The following is a 23819-nucleotide window of genomic DNA, read 5'->3' as shown; positions in this document are numbered from 1 at the left end:
CAGGGCAAGGGTTTGTTCGACGGTGTCGAGCAGGTCATGGCTGATGGGTTCGCCGGTGCTGGTGAGGTGGCTCAGGATCGTGGCGGCGGGCTGGCCGGGGCGTAGCCATTGCAGGACGGCTTCGGGTGAGTCGCTGGTGCGTAAGGCTTCGGCGAACGGCTCGAGTTAAGCGGGGATGTGATTGTCGTTGTCGGCGAGCAGTTCGTGGACTCGGTCGCCTGCCTGGCAACGGGTGCAGATGCCGGCGGTGAGGAAGAAGCCGGTGTCGCCGCATCGGGTGCAGCGGTAGTCGTGGCGCGCTGTGCCGCTGCAGGTGGCGCAGAGCCCGGCGCCGGTGCTGTCACGGCCGAGAAGGATGTCTGTGTTGCTGCAGTGGGCGCAGGCGCCGCGGTGGGTGCGGGTGCGTTTGTAGCAGGTTCCGCAGACCGGGCCCAGCGGCCAGGTGGTGATGATCCGCCTGCTCTGGTGGCAGAGGGCGCATTCCTGTTGCTGTGCGGTGAATGTGGCACGAAGACAGTCTGGGCAGGTCTTCTTCCCGTCCAGCCGCTTACTTGTCCGCCAGGGTCCGAACTGCCCGCAGAGGTGGCATTCGGTGTGGTTGCGGGTCGGCAGGCAGGCGTGGCAGAGGTCTTTCCGGGCGTCGCTGCGGGTGGCGAGCTTGGTGATCGTGCCGCAGTGCTGGCAGCGCCGTGGTGGGTGTTTCACGCAGGTGGCGCAGATCGGACCGTCGGCGGTGCGGAGACGGGGCCGTTTGTTCTGTCCGCAATGGATGCAGATCCGGGTGGGTGGCTGGTAGCAGTGTCGGCAGATCGGGTGTCCGTCCGGTGTGTGTGCGGCGATCCGTGTGAGGTCGCCGCAGGCCCAGCAGTGGATGCCGGTGGCCGGATCGGTGCTGTAGCAGGGTTGGCAGACAGGGTTCCCGTTCTCACGGGCGTGAACCGTGCGGACTCGGCCGCAGCGGCTGCAGGGCCGCGCGCGGGAGGAGTTGGCGCAGGTGCGACAGAGCCGCCCGCCGGGGATGCGGCAGTTCAGGGTGAGCCCGCCGCGTCCGCAGCCGATGCAGCGCAGCGGCGTCACCGAGTATCCTTGCTGGATAAGGGATCGGACGAGTCTCGGGAACACGATCGGGCAGTCCGAGTCGCCGGAGGTCAGCGCGTCGGGGTGGGTGCGCAGATGCTGGTGCAGCATGGAGAGGCCTTTGCGGCCTCGGCAGACAGTCTCGGTGATCTCGCGTGCGGAGGGTTCATCGAGCCCGGGAATGGCCGCGGAGATCCACCTGCCGAGGTCAGTGAGGTTGTCCGTGGCGATCTTCGCCCGCAGGGTGACCCCGTAGGTGGGTGTGGCCGCGTCGGTGTGGGGTGCGGCCGTGGTCATCAGAGTCCTTGCGGCCGGCGGATTGTCGTGCGCCGCGGCACCGGTTTGCCCGTTCCGCCGGAGCCGACGGCGGTGCCGGTTTTGCGGACCTGGGTGGGGGCGGTGGTGATCTCGATCAGGTCGTTCGGGGTGGCGTCGAGGATGTCGCAGAGCGCGGCGAGGGTGTCCAGCGACAGTCGTTGCGGTGGCTGGGTGACCATTCGGTAGACCTGTTCGCGGGACAGGTGAATCCCGCGTTCGGCCAGCAGCGGTACCAGGTCCGAGGTTTGGAACAGGCCCTTCTCGGCCATCTTGGTGCGCAGGTGCCAGGTGTGGCCCATCTTGCGGATCATGATGTGGTCGTCTCCCATAGCTCAGGACGCCCGGTGAGGGCTTGTTCCAGCAGCCGGTTGCGGAACTCGTCCGACACCGAGGTGTAGAGCGCGGTCGTGGACTGGTAGGCGTGCCCGACCTGCTGCTGCACCATCAACGGTGGGTAGCCGAACTCTAAAAGATGCGTGACGTAGCTGTGCCGCAACGAATGCAGGTCCAGCTCGGCGGGCAGTTCGGCGTCTTCGCGGGTGCGGGCGAACATCTCGTTGAGGTAACCGGTCGAGATCCGTCCCCGGCGTTCGGTGATCCAGAGCGCCGGATGCCGATCGGGCGCCAGCAGCGGTCGTACTTCCTCGACCCAGTGCCGCAGCAGGTCGACGACCCAGTCGAATTCCGGCACTGTCAGCACGGTGCGCCGCTTGGGTGGGCTGCCGCGCGATGCCTTGCCGTAGCGGACTTGCACCGAACCAAAAGCACCGCATTCCGGTGCGCGTGGATTGCGTCGGAAGTCCGCCAGATCCACTTGGGCGGCTTCGCGGCGGCGCAAGCCGTAGGCGTAGACCGTCTTGAGGATCGCCGCGTCACGCAGCGCCGCCAGGGCTCCTTTGCGGCCACGGGAGCGGATCTGCTCCACCCGCGCGTCGGCGGCGTCGAACAGGGCCTGCACCTCGTCGTAGGTCAACGCGCGCCGGCCGGGCCGGCATTCGAGCTCGACCAGGTGCGCCACGGTGTTCCACTCGTGGCAGATCTGGGCCGGTGTCTCACCGAACCGCCGTTCGCACTCACCCGCCCAGCCGTAGCGGGCGTCGGTGACGAACTCGCAGAACAACCGCACCGTCACCTGATAACCACGCACCGTGGAATGGGCCAGCGGCGCTGGCCCGGACACCAGCTCGGCGGTGAACGCCTCGATCTCCCCCGGGCCCCACTGCCACGGATACTGCCCGGTGAACTCCGCGAACCGCCGGATCAGCCGCACCCGTGGCGCGATGGTTTCCGCCCGCAGGAACCGGCTCTGCTGCTGGCACTGCCAGCCGTCCAGCATCGCCTCGAACACGGCGGTCGTCTCGTCCAGATGCCGCACTCCGGGCGGCAGCATCAGATGCGCCGCGCCGTCCAAATCGACCTGTCGCACCACCCGAACCTCCGGTTGCAGTGGATACAACATCGTTGCATCCACATCGGACGGTCCAGGTCAACGACACGCCACGACCGTCACCGACGTCACCGGAAAACGCCCTGAACAGCAAGAACGGGAATATCAGAGCACGGCCAATGTTGCCTCAAATGCAATAATGGTCAATTGGCCGGGCGACTGGCTGCGATGTACTCGTCCCCGTTCCAGCGGTAGTTGCTGACCTGGACTGGCTGGCCGAACGTCGGGGCATGCACCATTTTTCCCGCGCCGATGTACAGGCCGACATGATGAACGTTGCCGGGCGTTCCGTAAAAGACCAAGTCGCCAGGGAGCAGTGGCTGACCGGCGGGTACCAGGGGACCGGCGTGGTACTGCGTCTGCGCGGTGCGGGGCAGATTGATGCCGGCTGCGTTGTAGGCGGCCTTGGTGAGGCCGGAGCAGTCGAAGCCCGCGTGTCCGCCGGCTGGCCCGTTGCCACCCCAGACATATGGCAGGCCGAGCTGGCCGCATGCGAAGTTGATCGCCACGATCGCCGCCGGGCTGGCTGCCTGGATTTTGATGCAGTCGCCGGTTCCGACGGTGGATGTGCCATACCGCTTTGCTTGCGCCAGAACGCCGTTGACGTACTCCTCGGAGTGGTTGTACGCGAAGAGTGCCTTCCGGATGTCCTTCTGCACTCCGGAATCGCAGAGGTGGTAAGCCGCTGCGTAGATGGCGTCGTGTTCGTTGTAACGCGAGGGTGGGGTGGCGCCTCCAGGGGGAATCGTGTGGCGCGCGACGACACCGTCGAAGGTGGACTTGATGAACTGCATGGGACCGCCGGCGCCCATGTAGTTCTCACCGCCCTTGATGCCCTCGCCGGAGCCGCGCCCGTGCCTGGACTCGGCATCACCGATCGCGGCGAGGATCGTCCAGTCCAATCCTGGGCACACCGAAGCCGCGGCTCGGTAGCGCGCCAGGTAGTCGTCGGGGATCTCGGCGATCGCGGCCTGGCTCGGCTCGGTGCCACCGGTGCCGAGCAGTGCAGCGACGATCGCCTTGCCGACGCCCCCGATGAGGATGGGGATCGTGATGACGGCCGCGACAGCGGCAACGGCGATCTTCATGGTTCACCTCCGGAAGCGGCTCGTGGGAAGGGGCGGCGGGAGCGGGCCCGGCGCAGCCAGTTTCGTGGGCGCGTGCTGGACCTCGGCCGAGGTGCTTGACGGCCCCGCGGTGGGCGGGTCAGCGTGCGGCCAGAGATGCGCGAGGTCGGCGAGCCGCAGCCGGCCCGGGCGTCGCGATGCCGGACCGGAGATCGGCAACCAGCAGGCGATGGCGGGGGTGTTCTCGCCGGCCACACCCGTGGTGTCCGCGCCGCTGGTGGCCACCGGCACCAGCGCTGGGCGGTCCAACTGGGATAGTGCGTCGGCGAGCGCCCTGCGCGCGGTGGCTTCGCGGCGGTTGGTGGGCAGCCACACCAAGACTGGTGTGGTGATTCCTGTTGTGATAGCTAGCTTTTCGTAGCCGTGGAGCTTTCGGCCGAGCTTGCCGAGGTCCTCGGTCCCGAAGTCGAATTCGAGAAAGAACTCGATCTCGCGGCCGTCTTCACACCAGCGGCCGTAGGCGTCTGGGCGGACCATGTCGCCGAAGAGACGGCCGCAGCGCAGCTCGGACCACCACGCGGTCAGCAGCCCGCGGGCACCGGGCTGGCGGCTGAGCGCGACAAGGCTGCTGAAGAACCCGTTGACACCCACAGTGTGCGCCAGGCGCAGCGAGTGGGCGATGCCGATGGCGTCTTCGTGGCGATAGCCGAGTCGCTTGGGGTCAAGGCCGTCCTCGTACGCGAGCGCGACCGAACCGGCGATGTCGAGTACGTAGTGCATCGGGGCTGTGCCGGAGCTGATGAACGGCTGGAAGCGGTCGACGACTCGCCACTTGAACAGGTCGAGAAGGCGGTGGTTGGCCGCGCGCATGGTCGGGTAGCAGAGCTCGACGATCTGCTGGGTGGTGAATACCTTGTGCTCGTACAGCATCCTGGCTAGCCAGCGGTCTCGAAGGGTAAGCCGCCCGGCGAGCTGGGCGTGGTGTTCGCCGGTGGTGGCCGCGCGTGGAGTTGGGCGTTGGGGCATGTGTCCGCGCAATGCCCTTTGAGGCGTGGGATTTGAAATCATGGGTATGCACCTCCAGGATTACGCTGCTCGGCGCGGGTCCACGCGGGGCTTACCGGAACGGCTCGACACGTTCTCCTGGGCGGCAACAGGCGGCCGCGTGTTGATTTTCGCAGCTTTGCGGATTGCCTTGGCACGTCCGGGAATTGCGGGTGGGAGCTTCTCAGTGACCGCGGTGAACGGCGGTGCCTCCTCGCCACCTAGGACGAGCCGGGCGGCGACGTGGAAGACGCCGAGGTTGGATAGGTCGTGATCACTCAGCCGCGGCATGGTGTGCCTTGAGAGTCGCTTCGCGTCCTCGGGCGAGGCGTTGAAGAAGATCTTGCTGCGAGCGTTGGTGCTGATGCCCTCCTCGAGCTCCTTGGGTAGCTGCCCGAGGTACTGATGCGCCAACGCCATGGAGAGCCGGTAGCCACGGGCCTCGGCGAGCATGTCCTCCAACGGATAGGCCAAGTTCAAGAAGTTGTGGCACTCGTCCACGTAAAGCCCACAGTCGCGTCGTTGACGCTGCGGTACGCGAGCTCGGCGGGTGGCGGCTTGCCAGGTGCGGGCGACCACGATGGAGCCGACCAGCCGTGCGGTTTCCATCCCCAGCGCGTCGCGGGCGATGCGGACCAGACAGATTCCGCCGGTGTTGAGCACCTCGTCCATGTCCACAGTGGATGCACCGCCTGCAATGGCCGCACGGACGAAGGGACGCAAGAGGAATCCACGGATCTTGTTCATCAGCGGTGCGATCACCTGTGCACGGCTGGCTTCGGAGAGGTCGTCGTACCACGACCAGAAACCCTTGAGCACGTCGTCGTCGATCTGATCGCAGGCCCGTTGCCGGAACGCCGGCACGGTCAGCAGCTTGGGCAGGTCGACCAGGGTTGGCGTGCCTGCCATCGCGGTCAGGGTGAGCAGCCCGGCGCGGAGGATGTCGTCGGTGCGTGGTCCCCACGAGGCGGCGTAGATCCGGGAGAAGATGGATACCAGGTTGTCGACCGCGCGGGCCTTGTCAGTGCCTTCCAAGGGGTTGAGCACTGGCGGGCGGGACCTGCTGTCGGCGTCGAACAGCACGACCTTCTCGCCGAGCGCCTCGGGAAGGCGCATGAGGATGTCGCTGACCAGGTCGCCCTTCGGGTCGACCACGACCACCCCGCGGCCGGCCTCGGCGTCGTTGAGGATCATCCGGGCCATCAGCTCGCTTTTGCCGGAGCCGGTGGCGCCGAGGATGTGCAGATGGTGGCGGGCGTCGGCGACGTGTAGGCCGACCGGACGGGCGTGCCCGGAGTCGGACAACCCGAGGGGTTTGATCAGGTCACCTGTGGTGGCGATGCCGGGTGGGGGCGGGACGGCCTTCGCACCGGCTCGCTGTAGACCGGGTGTGGATTCGTCGATCGGCAGGTGTGCGATCGCGGCCAGTTCCGAGATCGAGAGCAGGTCGCCATTGCCGAGTCGTCGGTCGGCCAGCGCATTGACCGGATGACGGAGCCTGACCCGACGGTAGTAGTTGTGCTCGGAGTACGCGGCGAACGCCGAGGCGATCGCGTGCCCGCGACCCCGTAGCACCTCTCGCACTGCCTGGACTTCACCGTGTGTCCCGTTCGCGGGGATGGTGGTGGCGACGACGTATCGGATGCTGGTCTCGAATTGGTTAGCGCGCAGCTTCTCCACAACCGCCCGGTCCTGGGCGGCGTACTCGAGGCTGGTCTGTCGATCCAGCTGCGGCGTTCGCTTGCTGGTCGACGTCTTGGGTGTCTTGCCGGGCGTGATGACGTCGAGCAGCCGGCCGACGAGGTTGACCGAACCGCCCGCGTGCACCCGCAGCGCCGCCCGGCGGGCCTTGGCCACCCGGTGCCCGGCGACCGGGCGGGCCAGAACTTGCACGCAGGCACGCTCATGCGGGCCGAGTCCGACCGGCGCGCCGAGTAGAGCCCGGATCGGGTCGGCTGGGTGATCCGTGCGGATCGGCAGCGCCTCCGAACGCGCCAGTCGCAGCTCGCCACCCACCGCTTCGATCTGCCGGCCCGCCGTGGGGGAGAGCGGGATCGGTGGCTTTGCCGGTGTAGTGCGGGTGTGCGCACCGGGCCAGGCCGCTTCGATCGCGTGCTCGACCATGCCAGGTGGCACGAGGCCGGGCACCCACAGCCGGATGTGCACGCCGGCGTCGGTGAACGTGAGCTCGAACCCGAGATGGGGCTGCCCGCCGAACCGGCGTCGCCAGCCCGGCCTCAGGAGCCCGACCAGGTTGGACCACACGGTGATCGCCCCGGACGGGTCGACTGTCGGCGGCGCCAGCACGGTGACCAATCGGGCGTCGGTGACCAGCTTCTCGTGGTAGCGGCGTCGCCACCGGCGCCGCGCGACAACCGCGGCGGTGATGGCGACGGCGAGGATCGGTCCGACGATTGGGGCCCAGGTGAGTGCAAGGTCGCGCAGGTGTGTCAGCACGTTCTGGAACGCGCCGAGCGGGTCGCGAAGGTAGTCGCCGACCGGCGAGGCGAGCACACCTACCGTCAGGTCGGCGCGCGGTTGGGCGATAGAAGACACAGGTGCGGCGATGAGCGAGTTGGACATCGTGGACCTCCCAACGAAGGCAGCGACGAAACAGGGCATGAACTGGGTGGTGAGGTCAGGCCGCTCGCGGCCGGTCGGCTTGCCCTGTGGCGCGGTCGGGCGCGGGGCGGGTGTTGTCGACGACCAGGCGCAGATGGCGGCGGCCTTGGCGGGCGACGCGTTCGGCGTCGACCTCGGCCTGCCATTCGGAGAACCGGCGGCCTGCCAACCGCTTGAGGTAGGCGGGAATCCGGTTGGCAGGGACGCCGACGAGCCGCGGGCCGAGCACCGCGAGCAGATCGCTGGCTTCCTGCGATGCCCAGCCGGCTGCGGCGATCGCCGCTTCGTCGGGAAAAACATCGGCCACCCGGTCAGTGGCCGGATTCAGGGCGGCATCCTGCGATCCACCGTAGGAATAGACCCATAGGAAATTCGCAGGCGCGTTCGGTTCAGTGAGTCGACGGAACCTGTCGACTTCCTTTGTGTACGCATAGAAATTTACGCCAGGACGAGCGCGGGAGATCCGCAGCCACGCGAGCAGATAGGCGTCGGAGAAGAAATCGCCCGCGTCGTGGATCCTGATCCAGGCGCCGAAGAACTTGGGTGCGCCGAGTTCGGCGACCATGGCGGCTTCCCAGCCGGAAAGGTCGTCCAGGACGAATATCAAGTTCGCCTGGTGTTTGGCACGCACGACCGGCCAGGTGTAGGTGCCGTGCCGGGCGTAGCACGCCTGGGCGCAGATACCGGCACTCGGGCAGGTGTTGTAGCTGCGGCCGTCGGCGAGTCGGCCGGCCCACGCGGGCAGCGACCAGTTCCACACGCCGATCTGGCGCATCTCACTGTTCTGCGTGAGCAACCGAGCGGGTCGGCGAAAATCGCCAGATATGGACTGGGATGCAGACATGGGTATCCCCTGAGTGGTGAGTCGGTGAAGTTTTCGATGTGGTGCGCGCTATGCGGCGCGGGAGCAATCAGGCGGCGTCGAGTTCGAACTGCGACGCTAGGCCGTCGTCAGCGCCGAGTTCTACGAAAGAGTTCTCGATCCCCGACGCGGTGTCGGAATACCCAGCGATTTCAGCGGGGTTTGGATGCCGGAAGTTCCCGAGGTTCGCGTTGACTGTCCGTGGTGCCCGGGCACTGTTGCTGAAGCCAGGCGGGACAACGCCGGCGTCTGTGCTTGTGTGAGTGCCATCCCGCTGGCGGCCCCCGTCCGGCTGCGACTGATCGCCTACCTGACCTGCCGGCAACGATCGTGGCCCAACATCGCCCACCCGCACCTGTTCATCCGCTACCTCGACGAAGCCCACGCAAGCCGTGGCGACGTCCGCTGCATCTGCGACCTGTTCGGCCTCTCCATCGCCGGCGCCTACCGCTACACCGCCACCGTCGATCAACCCGGTGTCGCCGGTTACAAAACGATGCCGCAATGATCTCGCCGTGAAACGCCTTCGCTCATAATCCCGACTGCATCCACAACGGACGCGACACGCGGGCCAGGAGGAGCGATGAAGCTCAAGCAACAGAGCCGGGTGCTGAAGGGTAAAGCCGTTGCCTCGCTGACCTGCGCGGTCGAAGCGTTCAACTCGCCTCACGACACCGGCCAGGTGACTCGCGTTCTGCTGCACCTGCAACACGCGTTCGAGATGCTGCTCAAGGCCGCTCTTGTGCAGACCGGCGAGAAGAATGTGCTCGATAGAGTAACTGGTCGGTCCATTGGTTTCGATAAATGTGTCCGTCTCGCCATGGGGAACAACATCATCAAACTTGAGGACGCTGACGCTGGCACCCTCCGTGCGATCGACGCGATGCGCGACGACGAACAGCACTGGTACAACGTTGTTTCGGAACAGATCCTTTATCTGCACGCGAGGGCTGGGGTGACGCTGTTCGACGATGTCCTTCAGCGCGTGTTCGCTGATCGATTGGCTACGTATCTGCCCACGAGAGTGCTGCCGGTGTCGGTCGATCCGCCTCGTGATCTGGCACTTGTGCTCGATGAGGAGTACAGCCAGATCAGAGCGCTGTTGCAGCCAGGGCGGCGCGCAGGGCACGAAGCGCGAGCGCGTATACGCACTTTGCTGGCGATGGAGGCTCACGTCGAACCCGACACCAGAGTATCCAATAAGGACGTAACCAGGGTTGAGCGCGGCGTCCGCAGCGGCGACTCCCGTGTACACGTCTTCCCGCGACTGGAGGATATCGCAACGACCGTTGACGGGGCAGGACTGACGCTCACGGTCCATTTCACCCAGAAACAAGGCGCGCCGGTCAGATATGTCGCAGACGAATCTGTTCCAGCGGCAGCGATTCGCGAGGTGGACCTCCTGAAGAAGTATCACAGGTCGCCTAGCAAACTCGCCTCGGCTGTGGGGCTCAGCGGGCCCCGCAGCGCGGCTCTGCGTCAACACCTTGGGCTTGATGAAGACGGCCCATATAGCCATCTTGTTGAACTCGATTCGTTCCGTCAACGCCGGTATTCCGACAACGCCTTTACAGTGATGCGGGATGCGATCGGCGCCATCGATATGGAAGCCATTTGGCAGGCGCACCGTCCACGGAGGCGTTCGACGAGTCACGCATTCTGCACGGTGGGGGGTTGCCGTGCCAGTTGATTGAGGCTGAGCGGTCGCCCGCCGAGTTCGCAAACTCCAGGTCACAGCTCAACCCACCCTGAGTTCGTTCCGGAATCCTGAAGAGTTGCGAGGAACTTCGGGTCAGTCGTGACCAGCTGATGCTCGACAGGGGAAGCAATGGACTGGAAGGCCACGCGCTGGGTTCCGGTCGACAAGAGACCCTGGCCGCGGTCGGCGGAGAGCAGGAACTGGCGCTCACCCATGGAGAGATCGAAGGTTCGGGTGATCTCGTCGATCGCCTGCGAGGCCTGCCTCAACAAGATTTGCGTGGCCGCGTTCGCGACGACAGCCTTCCCCCGGTCTGAGCCGAGCACGTCGGCGGTGTCCTGCGTGGCCACCGTGAGGCCGGCCCACTGCTTGCGGCTCGCTTTGGCCATCCTGAAGAGGAATTCGGCGCCTGCGGGTTCCTTCATCAGCAACCAGGCTTCGTCGACCACGACCAGCCGGGGCTTGCGGATCGCCGGGTTGGAGACCTGACGCCACACTGCATCGAGCGTTAACAGCGTGCCGATCGGCTTGAGCTCATCGGCGAGATCCCGCAGCGAGAACACGACCAAGTGCCCTTCGGGCCGGGTCGAGGTCGATCCGGAGAACAGCTCCGAGAACGCCCCGGTGACATACGGGTGCAGCCGTGCTGCAAGTTCGACTCCGGCGGGATCTTCGGCGTCGGCGAGGACTTCGGCGAGGTCGGCCAGCAGCGGCGCTGGACGGGTCCAGGTCCGCGGATCGGATGTGATGCCTGCGCGCTGGTATGTCGCGGTGATCGCTCGGTCCAGCGCCGCGCGTTCGGTCGCCGGCAGCTCCGCGCCGAGTAGCACCGAGATGACGGTGTGCAGGAACAGCGACCGGCGGATCAGCGCGTCGCGGGGCGCGGTGCGGCGCCCGTCCGTGCGGGTGTGGATCGGCAGGTCCATCGGATTCAGACGGACCTGCTCGGCACCGAGCTGGACATAGGTTCCACCGACCGCGGCGGCCAGCCGGGCGTACTCGTCCTCCGGGTCGATGACGTGGATCTCGATCCCGCGGTACAGCGAGCGCAGCAACTCCAGCTTCACCAGGTACGACTTTCCGGCGCCGGAGCGGCCGAGGATCACGCTGTTGTGGTTGTCGAGAGCGAACCTGTCGTGATGGACGAGCCCTTGGCTGCCGACGTTGAAGCCGTAGAGCACCCCGCTCGGTGCGCCGACCGAGGTGGGGTCCGGCGGTGGCAGGTCCGGACTGGTGAACGGGAACGTCGCGGACAGTGCGGAGGTGTCGAACGTCCGCCTCATGCCCACGAGGTCGAGTCCCATGGGCAGGCTGGTGATCCAGCCCTGCAGGCTGCGGTACGTGGTGGGCTTGCAGTCCAACAGCAGCGACGCCGCCAGCGACCGAATCGCGGCGACCTCGTCGCCGAGGGCTTCTTCGGTCTGGGCGTGCACGGTCAGGTAGAGGCCGATCCGGTACAACTTTCCCTCGCCGCGAGCGACCCGTGCGGACAGGTCGTAGGCGTCCTCCGTGGCGGCTTCGACCGCGGGATCGATCAGACGGCCCTTCTCACTGGTGTGCCGGCGCCCGGACTCAAGTTTCGACAACTGTTTCTTGAGCCGGTTCGCAGCAGTGACGGGGTCGATCGGTTCGATGTGCAGCGAGACGTCGACGCGTCCGGGGTAGGTCAGCAGCGGTTGCAGCCACCCGTTGTGCACTTCGCGCGGGTAGCCCACGACCGCGAACGAGGAGACCCATTCGCCGCCGACTTCCAGCGCGCGGGCACGGACGGAGATGGCGTCTGGGGTGAACGCGCCTGCCCGTCCGAGCGTCGGCTGAGCGACCTTCTGGCGGAGGCGCTTGTCTTTGGCTTTCATGAGCGGGACCTCCCCGAGGAGTTCTCGTAGTCGTCGGGGTCCTCGGCGTCGTCATCCCAGACGTCCTCGGCATCGCCGAAGTCGTCGTCGGTGGTGAACACCGACCGGCCGAACGCGTTCTCGTTCCAGCCCTCGTCCGGGGCAGTGGTGATGACCTCGTCCGACCCGGCCAGCCCCGCGCTCGGAGGGATCAGCGAGTCCGGATTGCAGGCCGCGGCCAGCACTGCGGTGGCCTGCCCGGCATCGAGCGGGACGACCGTGATCCCCGACGGCGAGAGAAGCTCGACCGCCTCGCCGAGTCGGCGCACCAGCCGCGCCTCGGCGGCCCGCCGGGTGGCGTCATCAACCTGGACGGCCTGCTTCGCGGACTTGCGCTTCGCCGCCAGCGCGGCCAGTGGTGAGGCGCCGCCGAGCCCGTCGGTAGGGCGGCTGGTGAGCAACGGCTCGCGCAGGATCAGCAGCACCTGACGGCGCAGCAGATCGGTCGCGCGGCCGAGCTGGTCGAGGTAGTCGGCGTGTTCACGCGCCGCCTGTTCCAGCGCCGGATGCGGCAAGCCTCCGGCCTGCTCCCGGAGCTCCGCGATCTGCCCGGAGAGATCCAGGCGCTCCGCGCGGATGAGGACCTGCACCGGAGCGGTGAGCGAATGCAGGTACCGGCCGAAGGTGGTGACCAGAGACTCCTGCTCAGCCGGCGTGCGCAAGCCGAAGTTGATCGTGGAGCAGACCGCGACCACGGCGACGCCGTCCTTGCCGAGGTCGATGACACCGGCCTCGGTGACCGCCTCCGCGGGCAGCCGCAGCGCGGCCGGTGACACCGTCGTGCCCGCACCCTGCCTTCCCTTGGTGCCGGCATTGTCGAGCCACTCGGGAGCGGAACGGATGCCTTCTGGCGCGGCCACCCGGTGTTGCGGGCTCAGCCGCTGCCGCAGTGCCGCCAGGACCAGCCGGTCGAGGGTGATGCCGTCGCGCTGACCGAGCGCGAGGAACGCGGCGGTCACCCCGACCGGGATGGCGACGACGAGGAACACCGCCACTGGAACGAACTCGCGGGTGAGCGTGTACACGCCGTAGAGGACGATCCCTGCCACGGCGAGGATGAAGAGCTGCCGCGCCGTCAGCGGGCCGATCACGCGGTCTTCGCGATCGACGTCGGCAGGAATCCTTACCGGCTGACTCATTTTCCTTCACCTCCTGAGGCGGGTTTCGGTGCGCGGAACACCGGCGGTGGAACGGACTGAGTGCGGCGGTAGGCATCGCCGATGCGGGACTCGGGCCGCGCCTGCCGGAAGACGGAGCAGCGGATCCGGACTGCGGCTTGGCGGGACTCGCGGGCTGCGGAGCGGGCGGCGTGGCCGGCTGAAACCGCAGCTGCGCCGGCACCGACGCGACACGGATCGCGCGGGCCGGCGGTGGTGTGGCGCCGCGCCGCCGTGGCCCATCCGCAGCCTGAAAATTCGGCGCCGAGCCGGGCCGCGGCCCTCGCCGGGACGATGACATTGGCGTGGTTGGCGTAGGGGCTGAGCTGAATTCGGGAGGCATGGCTTGTCCCTGGTTCGCCGGAGTGACGGCGGGGTCGTGGGTGGTGTCTTGGGGCGAGGGCTGCAGGAACTCCGGCGCCTGAGAAGGGAGCCGCGACCGGCGGGCCGCGCGGGCGCGCTCGGCGTCATGGGCGGCCTGGAGCCGCTTGTTGACCATGTCCGGGGTCGGCGCGAGGCGCGGCCGAGCAGGCCATGGCGGGTCCGCTGAGCCGCCGCCACTGCCGCGGCCACCTCCACCTCCTCGGCCGGACTTCGCGCCCACGGCGGCGCCGGCCTTACCGAACGCCCCGGCCTTGCCAGCGACCATGCCGAAGGTCTTCGCCGCGATGTACGCGCGAACCAGGCCGCCGAGGAGGGAACGGCCAGAGCCGACCTTGACCGCCTTCAGCAACCAGAACGGGATCTTGAACAAGATGAAGAACAACGCGATCGCGGCGACCAGTGTGCCGAGCGCGGACAGCGTCGAACCGAACAGATTCACGCCGCCGGACAGGATTGTCCGCACCGCGGTGATCAGCACCAGGGCCTGCGCGACCTGAATTCCCAGCGTCGCGGTGAGCGCCTTCCACCACCAGCGAGCCAGGGGATCGGTGTGAGGCAGTGCATGACACATCAGGAACAAGGGGCCCGAGATGATCAGAACCAGCGTGACGACGATCCGGACCACATAGACGACCAGCAGGCCGAGACCCACGACGACGAGCACCAGAGCGACCAGGATGAGGAAGAGCCCGCCGTTCTTCACCCCGGCGACAGCGTCCTTGAGGGTGTTGCCCAGCGAGGGCGCGTTCACCCCATCCCCCATGATTCCCAGGGTCAGGCCGTTGGCCAGTCGGATGAGCTTGTCGGCGAAGAACAATGACAGGGCCGAGGCCAGGAAGGCGATCGGGATTCGCGGCCCGATTTCCTTGATCGAGTAGCGCGCCTGGACGCTCTCGTGTCCCATCACGATGATGCCGCCAAGGAGGATGAGCAGGCCGTAGGCAGCGACCACGATCTCCCACGAGTTGTTCCACAGGTCACCGATGCCGGGGAGGTCGCTGATTGTCGGCGTGGACAGCGCGGTGTGCCCGATCAGTTCCAGGATCGGCGAGAGCGCGGCGTCGACGACGCTGCTGAACGCCGAGTTGATGGCCTCGGTGATGCAGGCTCCGATATCGGTGATCCCGCAGTCCGAGTCACTGTCATCGTTGCCGCTTCCGGGCTGTTGCGGGCCGGTGCTTCTCGAGGGGGGTGCGCTCGGCTGGGGGATGCAGTCCTCGCCGGTGCATGGCGTGCTCGGAGTCGTCGCCGGCCGGCTTGGAGTGGACGGCATCGGAGACGTGGGCTGCGTTGGCGTGGGGGTCGGCGGGCCGGGATTCGGTGTGGGCGGCTGCGCCGATGCGCTGATCGTGAGGACACCGGTCAGGAACACGACGATGGTCAGCGCCAGCAACCAGCCCGCGCCCCAACGCGGCGGCCGGCCGGTCGCTGGCCGGTCAGCGCCGACGTCGGAGATCGGCGAGAGCATCACTCGATCCGCGGCGGCGGGCGCGATCGGACCGGGCTGTCGGTACGGGCGAACGGTGGGCGGGGTGCTGGCGGACATCAGTCAGGCCCCCACGATGCCTTTGAGGATCTCCACGACGAGCGGTGCGAGCGCCGCCAGGCCGTAGCCCCAACCCGCCGACTTGAATGCGGTTTTGGCCTTCTCGATCTCGCCGGGGTCGCCGCTTCCCATCACGTACCGGACGCCACCGATGGACAGGAACACCGTGGCTAAGCCGGCCAGGATGCCCATGATCCAGTTCCGGATGTTGTTCAGGACGTCGGTTACCGACCCGGCGATGGCGAGCACCACGGTGTCGGCGTGCGCCGGGGACGACGACACCAGCAGCGCGAGGACTGCCAGCTCGACGGTCAGGGCCATGTGCGCCCAACGCCGCGGTCGCGTCGGAGTCCGATTGCCCGGCGCGACAGGCTGGGGATCGTTGTCGAGGGGAGCACTACGCGGCCCGCCTACGGCGGGGAGGAACCGATCGATCAGGCGCATTGGGGCACCTCCGGAAGTCGGGCTGAGCGCGGGTGTGTCCCGCAGCCCTGAACTCCGGATTTCGCGTCCGTTTTGGACACGCGATCCTGAATTTTCTGCGCCGACTCGACCTCCGGCGTGGACACAGGCAGTGACGACCGCGGAAGGTCGCGGGCGGGCGTGACCGGTCGCGCGAGGGCGACCGCGGTGGCCACCTGGTCGGTCAGCGAGTCAGTCGGATCGGTCTCGGCTGCGCTGGCGCGCAGGTACTCGGCGAGCCGGAGCTCGGCCCGTTTGCGCGCCTTATAGACCGCCCACTCGCCGAGCTGGTGCTGCGCCGCCCAGTCCGCGACCGGCACCTCTTCCAACCGGGTCGTGCCGATCAACGCGGCCTCGGTCTGGGTCAGGACTCCGTCCGCTACCGCGCGGGCGAGCACTAGATCCGGGTGACCCCACGGCGCGTGCGGCGGGGTCGATCGAAAACCCGGCGCTACTGGAGTCGGACCCGCGAGCGCTTCCTCCAGTGCCTGATAGCCGGACCGGTACGCCTCCCATCGCAACCGCAGCATGATCCGCGGCGGACGCAGGTCGATGGTCGACAACGCGGTCAGGAAGCCGCGCAGAACTTCGGCGTGAATGTCGGCCGGATCGCCGGCGAACCGGTTGGTCAAGGTGGCCGCGACGGAGGTCAGCGCGGGCAGGGCGACTCCGACCGCGGCGACCGTCCAGGTCGCTCCTTCAATACGGGAGCGCAGCACCAAATGCGCCCACACCGAGTCCCGTGTGGACTGCGGGCACCGGCGCGCCAACAGATGGTCGCGGACCTCGTCCAGCGGAATGCGCCGATCGGGCAACCCTGGGAAGAGCCGGCCATTCAGCGACACCGGATGAGGCCCGGTCACCAGCCAGGTAAAGGTGTCCCGCGCGATATCCAACGAGTTCGGAACAGCATCTTCGAAACCGCGATGGAAAACAGATTGTACTGCCATGTCTTTACTCCCACGGCGTCGATGTGAACAACAACGACGTCAGGAAGCCATGACCGATACCAGTGAAATACCAGGCTATTACTAGCCTTCAGCTAGCAAAGTGCTCCATGGCTACTATTTCGCCGTGTGTAAGCCCGACGGGCAAGATCGACTACGTCACATGTCGGTGGTCAAGTAGTGATCAGCTGTAGTAGTCACTGAGCTGGGCTTATAGTCGCATGCTAGTACGGCGTTGGTATCGGCTGGCGCCCGAGCGGGCACGGTCTGAGAGCTCGCTACAAATCAGCGCAACACGATCTTGAAAGGTTTGGTTGGGAGCCGACTGGGACACGGTTCGCGGAACTTGTTCTGACATTGCAGGCTTGTGTCATCGTCTATCCTTGGTCGGAACTGGGTGAGCAGTTTCCGTTGCCTCAAGGCCGGGCTAATCCGGGTTCAACGAAAGTTGGTTCAGTGTGTCCAAAACAGGGCCGAAAAACGGAGTTAAGGGGTGTCAGAACACACGGCACCATCCGTCGGAGGAGGTCCGCGATGACCCCGGCACATGGCAGTGGCTCCCCAGGAGACGACTCCCAGGAGCTTGACACCCCGACCATCCCGATCCCGCTGCCACAGCCACGGCGAACACCGCGCCTGCGCACTCCGCACCGGGCGCTAGGTCACTCCCGCACTGCCCGACCGAGCACCGTCTGGGCGTGTGCTCAAGACGACCTGCGCGAGGGCACTGGCCTGCTCGCCAACTGGCTGCTGACCGCGGTCATCAAGATCGTCACCAACTACACCCAGCCCGGCCAGCGCGTGCTGCTGCTCGAGCCCGCCTCGTACCTCGCGCCACCCGCGTCGCGGCCGGCGACGATGGTTCGCAATCGGCCCCGGCCCGTGCCGTACGAGGGTCTACACGAAGCCGGCTGGGCCGTGGTCCGACTCGGCCGCGGCGTCCAGACCCATATCGCCGTCGCACATCCCTGCCCTGTCGGCGAACGCACCGTCGACGGGTCGGAGTCCGGACCCCGACTGCACGCTAGGAGTCCGTTTGCGGGCGGCCCAGCCGGACCGTCGGCAGACCGCCTTCCGGTATCGGACTCAGCCACGACTGGCCACGGTCCGGACCGCTACGACCTGATCATCACCGCAGCTGATCCGCGCACGCTCGACTGGTTCCGCCCGGCCGGCTGGGCCGGCCTGCTGACCTCGAACGGCACCCTCGCCGTTGTCACTCATGGTGACCGCTCCAGTGGCCAGCTCGCCGACCCGGCTGGTGAGCTCGTGCGCACCGCGCACCACGCCGGACTGCGCTATCTCGATCGCATCGCGCTGTTGCGCGTGCCCGTCCGCGACGGCACGCTCGCCGTGACGACTTCGGCCGTGCGTGCTCGTTCCCAGGCCCAGTCGGAACGGTTGACGACCTCCTTCCGGCACCTCCAGGTGCACGAAGACCTCCTGGTGTTTACGAACCGGTCCGCACTGAGCCGCAGGAGCGACGGCGAGGTGACCTCCGATGGCTGACCTTCCTGCGTTGCCGTTGTCGCAAGGGGAGGAGCCCCCGGTTCCGCCGTTGTCGGTCTGGCCGACCGGGCAGCGCGAACCTTCGGTGCAGCTGCGCGACAGCGGCTGCGTGCCCGGAACCGACGCCGACATCGACCGGGTCCCGCCCGCCGTCGCCGCCTATGCGATCGCGATCTACACCCGGGCCGGAGACCTTGTTGTGGACCCAGACTGCGGGGCAGGAACCGTGCTGACCGAGGCGCTGCGAGCCGGTCGGCACACGCTCGGTCTGACTTCCCGTCGCCGATGGTGGACGCTCGCGCGCGCCAACATCACCGCCACGAAGGCGGCAGGCGCCTGGCACGACGGATCGGTCCTCGACGCACATCCGAAGGTGCTCGCCAGGACCCGCGCTGCAGGCCTGGTCGGTCGAGTCGGACTCATCCTGACCGCCCTGCGCACCGCATCCGACCGCACACCGGGTTCGGACCGCGACCCCGACTCGGCCATCACCGAGCTCGCTACGACGTTCGCCTACTGCGAGCCGCTGCTGCGCTCCGGTGGACACCTCGCGATCGTGACACGCCCTCTTCGGCAGCCAACCGGTTCGCTGATCGACTTGACCACCCCGCTGCTGTCCGCGGCGACGGTCGCCGGCCTCGCACCGATCGACCGGTGCATCGCGCTGACCGCCGGACTGCGCGGCACCCGACTGGTCACGCGCGCCTCGCTCACCGAACGCCGCGCCGCCGCCCGAGCATGCGCCGTCGGTACGCCGACCGCCCTCGCCGCACACCACGAGGTGCTCGTTTTCCAACGCGCACACGACGCCGAGCTCACCGCGGCCGCGGTGGCCGGCATCCCTTGGACGGCTGAGGACGCGGTCATCGAGCCCGCCTTCAAAGACGTCGAGTGCTCGGGCTGGAGGCGAGCGGCATGACCACCCGCCTGTACTGCCGCGAGTGCGGTTGGCACCCCAAGTTCCGCCGTAAGCGCGCCGCGTTCCGCGCCGCCAACCGCCATCACTGCACTGGCACGCCGGTGGCCGAAACCTGTCCATCGCGGTGGTCTCGGCTGTGGACAAACCTGTGGGTAGATCGTTCGAGCGTCTCAGTTGTGGATGCAGAATCCGGGGCTGGTGACGGCGAACCGGTCGACGCTCGCGGCAACCGCATCGAGTGGGCTGCACTCACGGCGCACCATGCCGAAACGACTCGTCGGGCTCGCCAGGCGATGGTCGAACTCGTCCGCGCCGGCTACCAGATCGGGTCGCCGCCGTATGGCTACCGATCCCTACGCATCCGCGTCACCGACCCGAGCGGCCACAGCAGACTGCGGGCGGTTCTCGTCCCGGACTGGCAGACCGCCGCGGTCGTCAAGCAGATCTTCATCTGGCGTGCCGACTACGGCCTGAAGTTCGCCGTCATCGCCGCGCGGCTCAACCGCGACCCGGGCCAGTACCCAGCTCCGGTGCCCAACGGGCGATGGACTGCCAAGGCCGTGCGGCGGATCGTCACCAACGTCAAGTACACCGGACGCCAAGTCTGGGCTCGCACCGTCGCCGGCCGCCCGGTGCCCGTGGACCGGTGGGTCACGTCGGCACCGAACGCGCACGAGCGGCTGGTCGACGAGCGCACCTTCCGCCGCGCTCAGCCCGACCCTGCTGAGCCCTTTCCCGGCTCAGTGAACCCGGCCGACACTCCACCGAGTGCGGCATGAACACCTACCAGTGGACTCTTGCCACTGCGGTCCTGTTCGCCGGTTACGCGGCGGCGGTCGCCGGGGCGAATCAGGCCTTCACCATCTGGCCAGCAGTCGCCGTCGCGGGTCTGCAGATTCCTGCCGGTGCGTTCTTCGCCGGGCTCGCGTTCACGGTGCGCGATCTCCTCCAGGAGGCGGTTGGTACCCGGACAACGCTGATCGCGATCGCGGTCGGCATGGTGTTGTCCGGGCTGGTCGCGGAGCCGCGCATCGCGCTGGCCAGTGTGGCGGCGTTCGCTGTCTCCGAACTGGTTGACCTCGTCGCCTACACGTCGCTGCGCCGCCGGAGTCGCATCGCAGCGGTGGGCTTTTCGAACGCTGTCGGGTTGTCCGTCGACAGTCTGCTGTTCCTGCCACTGGCGTTTGGCTCACTGATTTACCTTCCCGGCCAACTCGTAGGGAAGACGGCCGCCACCGTCGTCGCGGTCGCTCTGCTCGTAGGCGTCCGCGCTCGCCGGAGGGCGGTGCCAGCGTGAAGTTCTACCTGGGCGTCCATCAACCCATCTGGCTCACCCGTGTGCCGGACATTCCGCTGCTGGTATCGCACCGGCGACTTGGCCACCGCCGCACGTTGCCCAGGGCGATCACCGAGTGGGCTCTTGACTCCGGTGGCTTCACTGAACTGCAGCTCCACGGTCGCTGGGAGACCAACGAGAAGGACTACGTCCGGGCGGTCCGCCGTTACGCCGACGAGATTGGCAACCTCTCCTGGGCTGCACCGCAGGACTGGATGTGTGAGCAGAGCATCCTCAAGAGCACTGGTCTCACGGTCCGCGAGCATCAACGGCGTACCGTGCGCAACCTCGTCCGCCTGCGGGAACTCGCGCCCGAGCTCGCCTGGGTGCCGACGCTGCAAGGCTGGACCCTGTCGGACTACAAAAGGTGTGCTGACCTTTACGACCGGTCCGGGATCGATCTGGCAGCCGAGCCGCTCGTCGGGGTAGGCACGGTGTGCCGGCGCCAGAGCAGCGCTGACGTGGAGCGCATCATGCGCGCCTTTGCAGGGCGCGACCTAAGTCTGCACGGCTTCGGAATCAAGATCACCGGTCTCAACCGGTACGCCGAGGCTCTTTCCAGTTCGGACTCGATGTCCTGGAGTAGACGCGGCCGCTACGTCCCTGGATGCGGCCCGAGCCACCGCACCGAATCGAACTGCCTGCGCTTCGCGCTGAGCTGGTATGGACGGATCCAATCCACGCTTAGCTCGGCAAGACTGTCCGCGGTCGGGGCTTTCCCAGAGCAATTGGCGAGGGTCACGTGAACACCATCACGGCAGCGGCTCCTGCGAGCTCAACGCTCGCCGCGCGACTCCGCATCTTCCGGTTCGACGAGCGAGACCTCACGTGGCGATTCGATGCCGAACAGCTCGTTGGGCGTGCACCGCAGCGTTGTGCACAACGCCTGCAAGGTCGCCATCTTCACCTGGACCGGCTGCTTCTTGATCAGCACGTCAACGGACTGGAGGGACAGCTCGAACCCGGCACGCCGGATGAGGAGTTGGCGCAATTCGGTCGCGGTCCAGATGTCGCGGGAGGCCATGACCTTCCGCAGCCGCCACTCAATCTGCACCTGTTGCCGTCCCGCGTTCGTCACTTCGGGGCGCTTCGCGCCGTCGCCAACCGACGCTCAGTGTCCCCGATGGTGACGGAAGTCGACCGCCGCACGCTCGGCGTGTTCAGTAGACACTCACTAGTAACAGGCAGTACTTGCTTAACTAACGTGCTGCCAGGTTAATTCAGGTGTTACCTTAGTTAGATGGCAAGCCCATGTTCGGCTCGATACAGGGGAGGTGCCTCGGCATCCATCATGTTCATCGCCATGGCGACGTATCGAGGCTCGCGGTCCGCGCCGGTTGCACTCATCTGGACTCGCATCGACCGTCCATCTCGCGCCAACGAGGTGACCCGGCACCAGTTCGGCAAGGGACACGATCCTGTCGAACGGCAAGAGTCCAGCACGGCCACGAGCGCCGGCCCCGCGAAGCCGTACTCGGGGAGTAGAGGTCCGCTGGCCGTGGCAGCTTCGGCGATCCCAGCTCATTCAACGCACGTCATGGTGCGTGCCCGCGTCACCGCGAAATCCGCTTTGCGCGAACCGGCGACTGCAGGTGTCGACGGCTGGGAGAGCCCGCTGTGTCGACGGTTCCTGTCGCCGACCAGCAGTCCCGTGAAGCTCCGTCACCTGCGGGCGTCGCGGGCACGAAGGGGGCGCTCATGTGCGCTCAACCTCGCAACTCCGATCAGTCAAATGACAACCACACCGACGTCCCTGCTCCGGTCGAGCAGTCCCAACGACGTGGAGGCGCGGGCAGGACTGGACGCAACTTGGTGGTGCGCGGTGTTCGCCGCGATCCGCCCGACATGCGCAAGCTCGCGCGGGTGGTCGCCAGCCTCGCGGCGGACATCTTGGCGGCCGAATCTGGCGAGCAACCACCGTCAGTCGAGCCGGACACCTCGGACGCCGACCATCGCGATCAACTCCGCGACGCGGCATGACGCCGCAAGTTCCGCTCACTCAAACGAACCCCGCGGACGACTCGCTCGTCAAGCCCCGAAAGGAAAGCTCAGCAATGCCGCCAGTCGATCATGATCCCAGTACTCGTGCGCCGGTCGCGAACTCGCGGGCTCGACGTGTCGTGCGCGTTGGCCTTTACCAGCGATGGCCCACGCTCACCGAAAATGATCTCCTGCGGTCCTATGTTGCCTCTCAGCCTGGTTGGCGCGTGGTCCTCCGCAGCAGCGACGACGGATCAGGCGGCACGTTGAGGCGTCCAGGTCTGCAGCGCATGCTGACGGCAGTCCGATCCGGCGCCATCGATGTGCTCGTCGTTGGCCACATGTACAACCTGTCCCGCGTAACTCGACACCTCGCCTTCCTGCTCGCGGAGTTGACGTCCCGAGGTGTGCGGGTCGTCTCGGTGGCTGACCCCGCCTTTGATACCGAAACTCCGCACGGCCTCTTCCTTGTACGCGTAGTAAGCGCCGTTGCCGAGATTGAGCAAACGGGCGCGCTCGCGGACCGTCGCGACCGCCGTCGTCACGAGCAGCAATCCGGCGACAAGTCGCGTCGACGAACGCTGTCCCCCTCCAGGGCGACTCACAGCGAGATGCCATGACCAGCGCCTACGCCGATTCGAATGACGAACTGCAGATAGACGTCGCGCACTGCTCCCAGCGGCCGTCCCAACGCCTCGAGCCCGGCACGCGCGCGGTGATCTATCTGCGAGTGTCCTCGTCCGGGCAAGTGAAAACCGACTACAACGTCGAGGGCATCTCCATCCCGGCTCAACGTGAGGCATGCCAGCGCAAGGCGAGAGAACTGGGCGTTACGGTCGTCGACGAGTACGTCGAGCCCGGTCGGTCGGCCCTGGAGATGACCAAGCGAGAGGCGTTCCAGCGCATGCTCGCGCGAGTCCGCAGCAAGGGCGACGTCGACGTCATCATCATTTACCAGCTGTCGCGCATGGCGCGGAATCGCTACGACGACGCGATCGTCATGGCCGACCTCCGCAAGCGCGGCGTGACCCTGGTGTCAGCCACTGAGGCCATCGACGACACCCCGGTCGGCCAGCTGATGCACGGCATCCTGGCGACGTTCAACGAGTACCAATCTCGCCAATCCGGTGCCGATATCGCCTACAAGATGGGGCAGAAAGCCCGCAGCGGCGGCACCCTCGGTCGCGCCAAGCTCGGCTATCTCAACTACATCGACCACTCCGAGGGACGGGTGATCCGCACGATCATCGTCGACCCCGAGCGAGCGCCGATGGTCAAGCTGGCCTTCGAGCTCTACGCCACGGGCGACTACTCCCTGGATGACTTGGCTGATGAACTGTATGACCGCGGACTTCGCACGCGTGCCACCAACAGGCACCCGGCGAAGAAGGTGTCGATCAACAAGCTCTCGCAGATGCTGCGCGATCGCTACTACCTCGGCTACGTCGACTACAAGGGGGAGGAGATCCGCGGCCGGCATCAGCGGCTGATCGACGACGAGGAGCTCTTCGAGAAAGTCCAGGAAATCCTTGAGTCGAGGACAACGGC

General features: G+C 66.9%; 24 protein-coding genes and 1 pseudogene. 13 read left to right on the top strand and 12 right to left on the bottom strand.

Translation table 11 applies throughout. The features are described 5' to 3' along the window. Positions 1 to 165: 165 nt before the first annotated feature. The 7 genes from ACXIZN_RS24645 to ACXIZN_RS24615 form a co-directional block, all read right to left on the bottom strand. Positions 166 to 1374, bottom strand: a complete 1209-nt coding sequence (locus ACXIZN_RS24645) for a hypothetical protein (RefSeq protein WP_457957106.1) — start codon at positions 1372 to 1374, stop codon at positions 166 to 168. Further along, positions 1374 to 1706 carry a helix-turn-helix domain-containing protein gene (locus ACXIZN_RS24640; protein WP_457957105.1) on the bottom strand — a complete coding sequence of 111 codons (333 nt, stop codon included), beginning with the start codon at positions 1704 to 1706 and terminating at the stop codon, positions 1374 to 1376. The genes ACXIZN_RS24645 and ACXIZN_RS24640 overlap by 1 nt, the downstream gene beginning before the upstream one ends. Continuing rightward, complete coding sequence (locus ACXIZN_RS24635; RefSeq protein WP_457957104.1) at positions 1703 to 2821, bottom strand: tyrosine-type recombinase/integrase; 1119 nt, start codon at positions 2819 to 2821, stop codon at positions 1703 to 1705. Before ACXIZN_RS24635 ends, ACXIZN_RS24640 begins: the two co-directional genes overlap by 4 nt. A gap of 164 nt (positions 2822 to 2985) precedes the next feature. Next, positions 2986 to 3930, bottom strand: coding sequence for a C40 family peptidase (locus ACXIZN_RS24630; protein WP_457957103.1), 945 nt, complete (start codon positions 3928 to 3930; stop codon positions 2986 to 2988). A 3-nt stretch (positions 3931 to 3933) separates the two neighbouring features. Then, positions 3934 to 4977, bottom strand: coding sequence for a replication-relaxation family protein (locus tag ACXIZN_RS24625; protein ID WP_457957102.1), 1044 nt, complete (start codon positions 4975 to 4977; stop codon positions 3934 to 3936). Between the two features lie 18 nt (positions 4978 to 4995). Continuing rightward, positions 4996 to 7536 (bottom strand): type IV secretory system conjugative DNA transfer family protein, encoded by a 2541-nt coding sequence (locus ACXIZN_RS24620; protein ID WP_457957101.1) that lies wholly within the window; start codon positions 7534 to 7536, stop codon positions 4996 to 4998. 55 nt (positions 7537 to 7591) lie between these two features. Further along, positions 7592 to 8419 carry a GP88 family protein gene (locus ACXIZN_RS24615; protein WP_457957100.1) on the bottom strand — a complete coding sequence of 276 codons (828 nt, stop codon included), beginning with the start codon at positions 8417 to 8419 and terminating at the stop codon, positions 7592 to 7594. Positions 8420 to 8696: 277 nt separating this feature from the next. Here ACXIZN_RS24615 and ACXIZN_RS24610 point away from each other — a divergent pair, with 277 nt between their 5' ends. Together ACXIZN_RS24610 and ACXIZN_RS24605 are read left to right on the top strand one after the other, a co-directional pair. After that, positions 8697 to 8945: a hypothetical protein gene (locus tag ACXIZN_RS24610; RefSeq protein ID WP_457957099.1), complete on the top strand. Its 249-nt coding sequence runs from the start codon at positions 8697 to 8699 to the stop codon at positions 8943 to 8945. A 75-nt stretch (positions 8946 to 9020) separates the two neighbouring features. Continuing rightward, positions 9021 to 10127, top strand: a complete 1107-nt coding sequence (locus ACXIZN_RS24605; protein ID WP_457957098.1) for a DUF3644 domain-containing protein — start codon at positions 9021 to 9023, stop codon at positions 10125 to 10127. A 41-nt stretch (positions 10128 to 10168) separates the two neighbouring features. Here ACXIZN_RS24605 and ACXIZN_RS24600 read toward each other — a convergent pair whose 3' ends face one another. Then, complete coding sequence (locus ACXIZN_RS24600) at positions 10169 to 11992, bottom strand: VirB4 family type IV secretion system protein (protein ID WP_457957097.1); 1824 nt, start codon at positions 11990 to 11992, stop codon at positions 10169 to 10171. Then, on the bottom strand, positions 11989 to 13170 hold the full coding sequence (locus ACXIZN_RS24595; protein ID WP_457957096.1) for a PrgI family protein: 1182 nt from the start codon (positions 13168 to 13170) through the stop codon (positions 11989 to 11991). Before ACXIZN_RS24595 ends, ACXIZN_RS24600 begins: the two co-directional genes overlap by 4 nt. Positions 13171 to 13835: 665 nt before the next feature. Here ACXIZN_RS24595 and ACXIZN_RS24590 point away from each other — a divergent pair. From ACXIZN_RS24590 to ACXIZN_RS24580, 3 genes are all read left to right on the top strand, one after another. Next, complete coding sequence (locus ACXIZN_RS24590; RefSeq protein WP_457957095.1) at positions 13836 to 14069, top strand: hypothetical protein; 234 nt, start codon at positions 13836 to 13838, stop codon at positions 14067 to 14069. A gap of 65 nt (positions 14070 to 14134) precedes the next feature. Beyond that, complete coding sequence (locus ACXIZN_RS24585) at positions 14135 to 14392, top strand: hypothetical protein (RefSeq protein ID WP_457957094.1); 258 nt, start codon at positions 14135 to 14137, stop codon at positions 14390 to 14392. Between the two features lie 190 nt (positions 14393 to 14582). Then, positions 14583 to 15185 carry a hypothetical protein gene (locus ACXIZN_RS24580; RefSeq protein ID WP_457957093.1) on the top strand — a complete coding sequence of 201 codons (603 nt, stop codon included), beginning with the start codon at positions 14583 to 14585 and terminating at the stop codon, positions 15183 to 15185. Here the strand turns inward: ACXIZN_RS24580 and ACXIZN_RS24575 are convergent. Further along, positions 15122 to 15562 carry a pilin gene (locus tag ACXIZN_RS24575; protein WP_457957092.1) on the bottom strand — a complete coding sequence of 147 codons (441 nt, stop codon included), beginning with the start codon at positions 15560 to 15562 and terminating at the stop codon, positions 15122 to 15124. The two genes, ACXIZN_RS24580 and ACXIZN_RS24575, sit on opposite strands and share 64 nt — an antisense overlap. After that, positions 15553 to 16395 carry a hypothetical protein gene (locus ACXIZN_RS24570; RefSeq protein ID WP_457957091.1) on the bottom strand — a complete coding sequence of 281 codons (843 nt, stop codon included), beginning with the start codon at positions 16393 to 16395 and terminating at the stop codon, positions 15553 to 15555. The genes ACXIZN_RS24575 and ACXIZN_RS24570 overlap by 10 nt, the downstream gene beginning before the upstream one ends. A gap of 666 nt (positions 16396 to 17061) precedes the next feature. Between ACXIZN_RS24570 and ACXIZN_RS24565 the strand changes: the two genes are divergently transcribed. From ACXIZN_RS24565 to ACXIZN_RS24545, 5 genes are read left to right on the top strand one after another with little or no spacing between them, the layout of a single operon-like run. Further along, positions 17062 to 18036, top strand: a complete 975-nt coding sequence (locus ACXIZN_RS24565) for a hypothetical protein (RefSeq protein ID WP_457957090.1) — start codon at positions 17062 to 17064, stop codon at positions 18034 to 18036. Continuing rightward, the gene (locus tag ACXIZN_RS24560) at positions 18029 to 18955 is read left to right on the top strand and encodes a DNA methyltransferase (RefSeq protein ID WP_457957089.1); all 927 of its coding nucleotides are present in this window, start codon (positions 18029 to 18031) and stop codon (positions 18953 to 18955) included. Before ACXIZN_RS24565 ends, ACXIZN_RS24560 begins: the two co-directional genes overlap by 8 nt. Beyond that, positions 18952 to 19734, top strand: coding sequence for a recombinase family protein (locus tag ACXIZN_RS24555; protein ID WP_457957088.1), 783 nt, complete (start codon positions 18952 to 18954; stop codon positions 19732 to 19734). The genes ACXIZN_RS24560 and ACXIZN_RS24555 overlap by 4 nt, the downstream gene beginning before the upstream one ends. After that, positions 19731 to 20252, top strand: coding sequence for a VUT family protein (locus ACXIZN_RS24550; protein ID WP_457957087.1), 522 nt, complete (start codon positions 19731 to 19733; stop codon positions 20250 to 20252). The genes ACXIZN_RS24555 and ACXIZN_RS24550 overlap by 4 nt, the downstream gene beginning before the upstream one ends. Beyond that, positions 20249 to 21037 (top strand): deazapurine DNA modification protein DpdA family protein, encoded by a 789-nt coding sequence (locus ACXIZN_RS24545; RefSeq protein WP_457957086.1) that lies wholly within the window; start codon positions 20249 to 20251, stop codon positions 21035 to 21037. The genes ACXIZN_RS24550 and ACXIZN_RS24545 overlap by 4 nt, the downstream gene beginning before the upstream one ends. A 29-nt stretch (positions 21038 to 21066) precedes the next feature. Here the strand turns inward: ACXIZN_RS24545 and ACXIZN_RS24540 are convergent, their stop codons facing one another. Continuing rightward, positions 21067 to 21369, bottom strand: coding sequence for a helix-turn-helix domain-containing protein (locus ACXIZN_RS24540; protein WP_457957085.1), 303 nt, complete (start codon positions 21367 to 21369; stop codon positions 21067 to 21069). 767 nt (positions 21370 to 22136) lie between these two features. On the opposite strand from ACXIZN_RS24540, the gene ACXIZN_RS24535 reads away from it, so the two are divergent. From ACXIZN_RS24535 to ACXIZN_RS24525, 3 genes and pseudogenes are all read left to right on the top strand, one after another. Beyond that, positions 22137 to 22271 (top strand): hypothetical protein, encoded by a 135-nt coding sequence (locus tag ACXIZN_RS24535; RefSeq protein WP_457957084.1) that lies wholly within the window; start codon positions 22137 to 22139, stop codon positions 22269 to 22271. Next, positions 22268 to 22891, top strand: a complete 624-nt coding sequence (locus tag ACXIZN_RS24530) for a recombinase family protein (RefSeq protein WP_457957083.1) — start codon at positions 22268 to 22270, stop codon at positions 22889 to 22891. The genes ACXIZN_RS24535 and ACXIZN_RS24530 overlap by 4 nt, the downstream gene beginning before the upstream one ends. After that, positions 22888 to 23751, top strand: a pseudogene (locus ACXIZN_RS24525) (recombinase family protein); the annotation flags it as partial. The gene ACXIZN_RS24530 and the pseudogene ACXIZN_RS24525, both read left to right, overlap by 4 nt. Between the last annotated feature and the right edge of the window lie 68 nt (positions 23752 to 23819).

Source organism: Amycolatopsis sp. TRM77291 (genome assembly GCF_054166285.1).
The sequence above is the reverse complement of the archived record's forward strand: the minus strand, read 5'-3'. Positions and strand labels throughout refer to the sequence as shown.

Excerpts from the sequence above, each read along its gene's own strand:
- ACXIZN_RS24645 (WP_457957106.1), bottom strand. The coding sequence starts at position 1,374 with ATGACCACGGCCGCACCCCACACCGACGCGGCCACACCCACCTACGGG.
- ACXIZN_RS24640 (WP_457957105.1), bottom strand. The coding sequence starts at position 1,706 with ATGATCCGCAAGATGGGCCACACCTGGCACCTGCGCACCAAGATGGCC.
- ACXIZN_RS24630 (WP_457957103.1), bottom strand. The coding sequence starts at position 3,930 with ATGAAGATCGCCGTTGCCGCTGTCGCGGCCGTCATCACGATCCCCATC.
- ACXIZN_RS24625 (WP_457957102.1), bottom strand. The coding sequence starts at position 4,977 with ATGATTTCAAATCCCACGCCTCAAAGGGCATTGCGCGGACACATGCCC.
- ACXIZN_RS24620 (WP_457957101.1), bottom strand. The coding sequence starts at position 7,536 with ATGTCCAACTCGCTCATCGCCGCACCTGTGTCTTCTATCGCCCAACCG.
- ACXIZN_RS24615 (WP_457957100.1), bottom strand. The coding sequence starts at position 8,419 with ATGTCTGCATCCCAGTCCATATCTGGCGATTTTCGCCGACCCGCTCGG.
- ACXIZN_RS24605 (WP_457957098.1), top strand. The coding sequence starts at position 9,021 with ATGAAGCTCAAGCAACAGAGCCGGGTGCTGAAGGGTAAAGCCGTTGCC.
- ACXIZN_RS24600 (WP_457957097.1), bottom strand. The coding sequence starts at position 11,992 with ATGAAAGCCAAAGACAAGCGCCTCCGCCAGAAGGTCGCTCAGCCGACG.
- ACXIZN_RS24595 (WP_457957096.1), bottom strand. The coding sequence starts at position 13,170 with ATGAGTCAGCCGGTAAGGATTCCTGCCGACGTCGATCGCGAAGACCGC.
- ACXIZN_RS24590 (WP_457957095.1), top strand. The coding sequence starts at position 13,836 with ATGCCGAAGGTCTTCGCCGCGATGTACGCGCGAACCAGGCCGCCGAGG.
- ACXIZN_RS24585 (WP_457957094.1), top strand. The coding sequence starts at position 14,135 with ATGACACATCAGGAACAAGGGGCCCGAGATGATCAGAACCAGCGTGAC.
- ACXIZN_RS24575 (WP_457957092.1), bottom strand. The coding sequence starts at position 15,562 with ATGCGCCTGATCGATCGGTTCCTCCCCGCCGTAGGCGGGCCGCGTAGT.
- ACXIZN_RS24565 (WP_457957090.1), top strand. The coding sequence starts at position 17,062 with ATGACCCCGGCACATGGCAGTGGCTCCCCAGGAGACGACTCCCAGGAG.
- ACXIZN_RS24560 (WP_457957089.1), top strand. The coding sequence starts at position 18,029 with ATGGCTGACCTTCCTGCGTTGCCGTTGTCGCAAGGGGAGGAGCCCCCG.
- ACXIZN_RS24555 (WP_457957088.1), top strand. The coding sequence starts at position 18,952 with ATGACCACCCGCCTGTACTGCCGCGAGTGCGGTTGGCACCCCAAGTTC.
- ACXIZN_RS24550 (WP_457957087.1), top strand. The coding sequence starts at position 19,731 with ATGAACACCTACCAGTGGACTCTTGCCACTGCGGTCCTGTTCGCCGGT.
- ACXIZN_RS24535 (WP_457957084.1), top strand. The coding sequence starts at position 22,137 with ATGCGCAAGCTCGCGCGGGTGGTCGCCAGCCTCGCGGCGGACATCTTG.
- ACXIZN_RS24530 (WP_457957083.1), top strand. The coding sequence starts at position 22,268 with ATGACGCCGCAAGTTCCGCTCACTCAAACGAACCCCGCGGACGACTCG.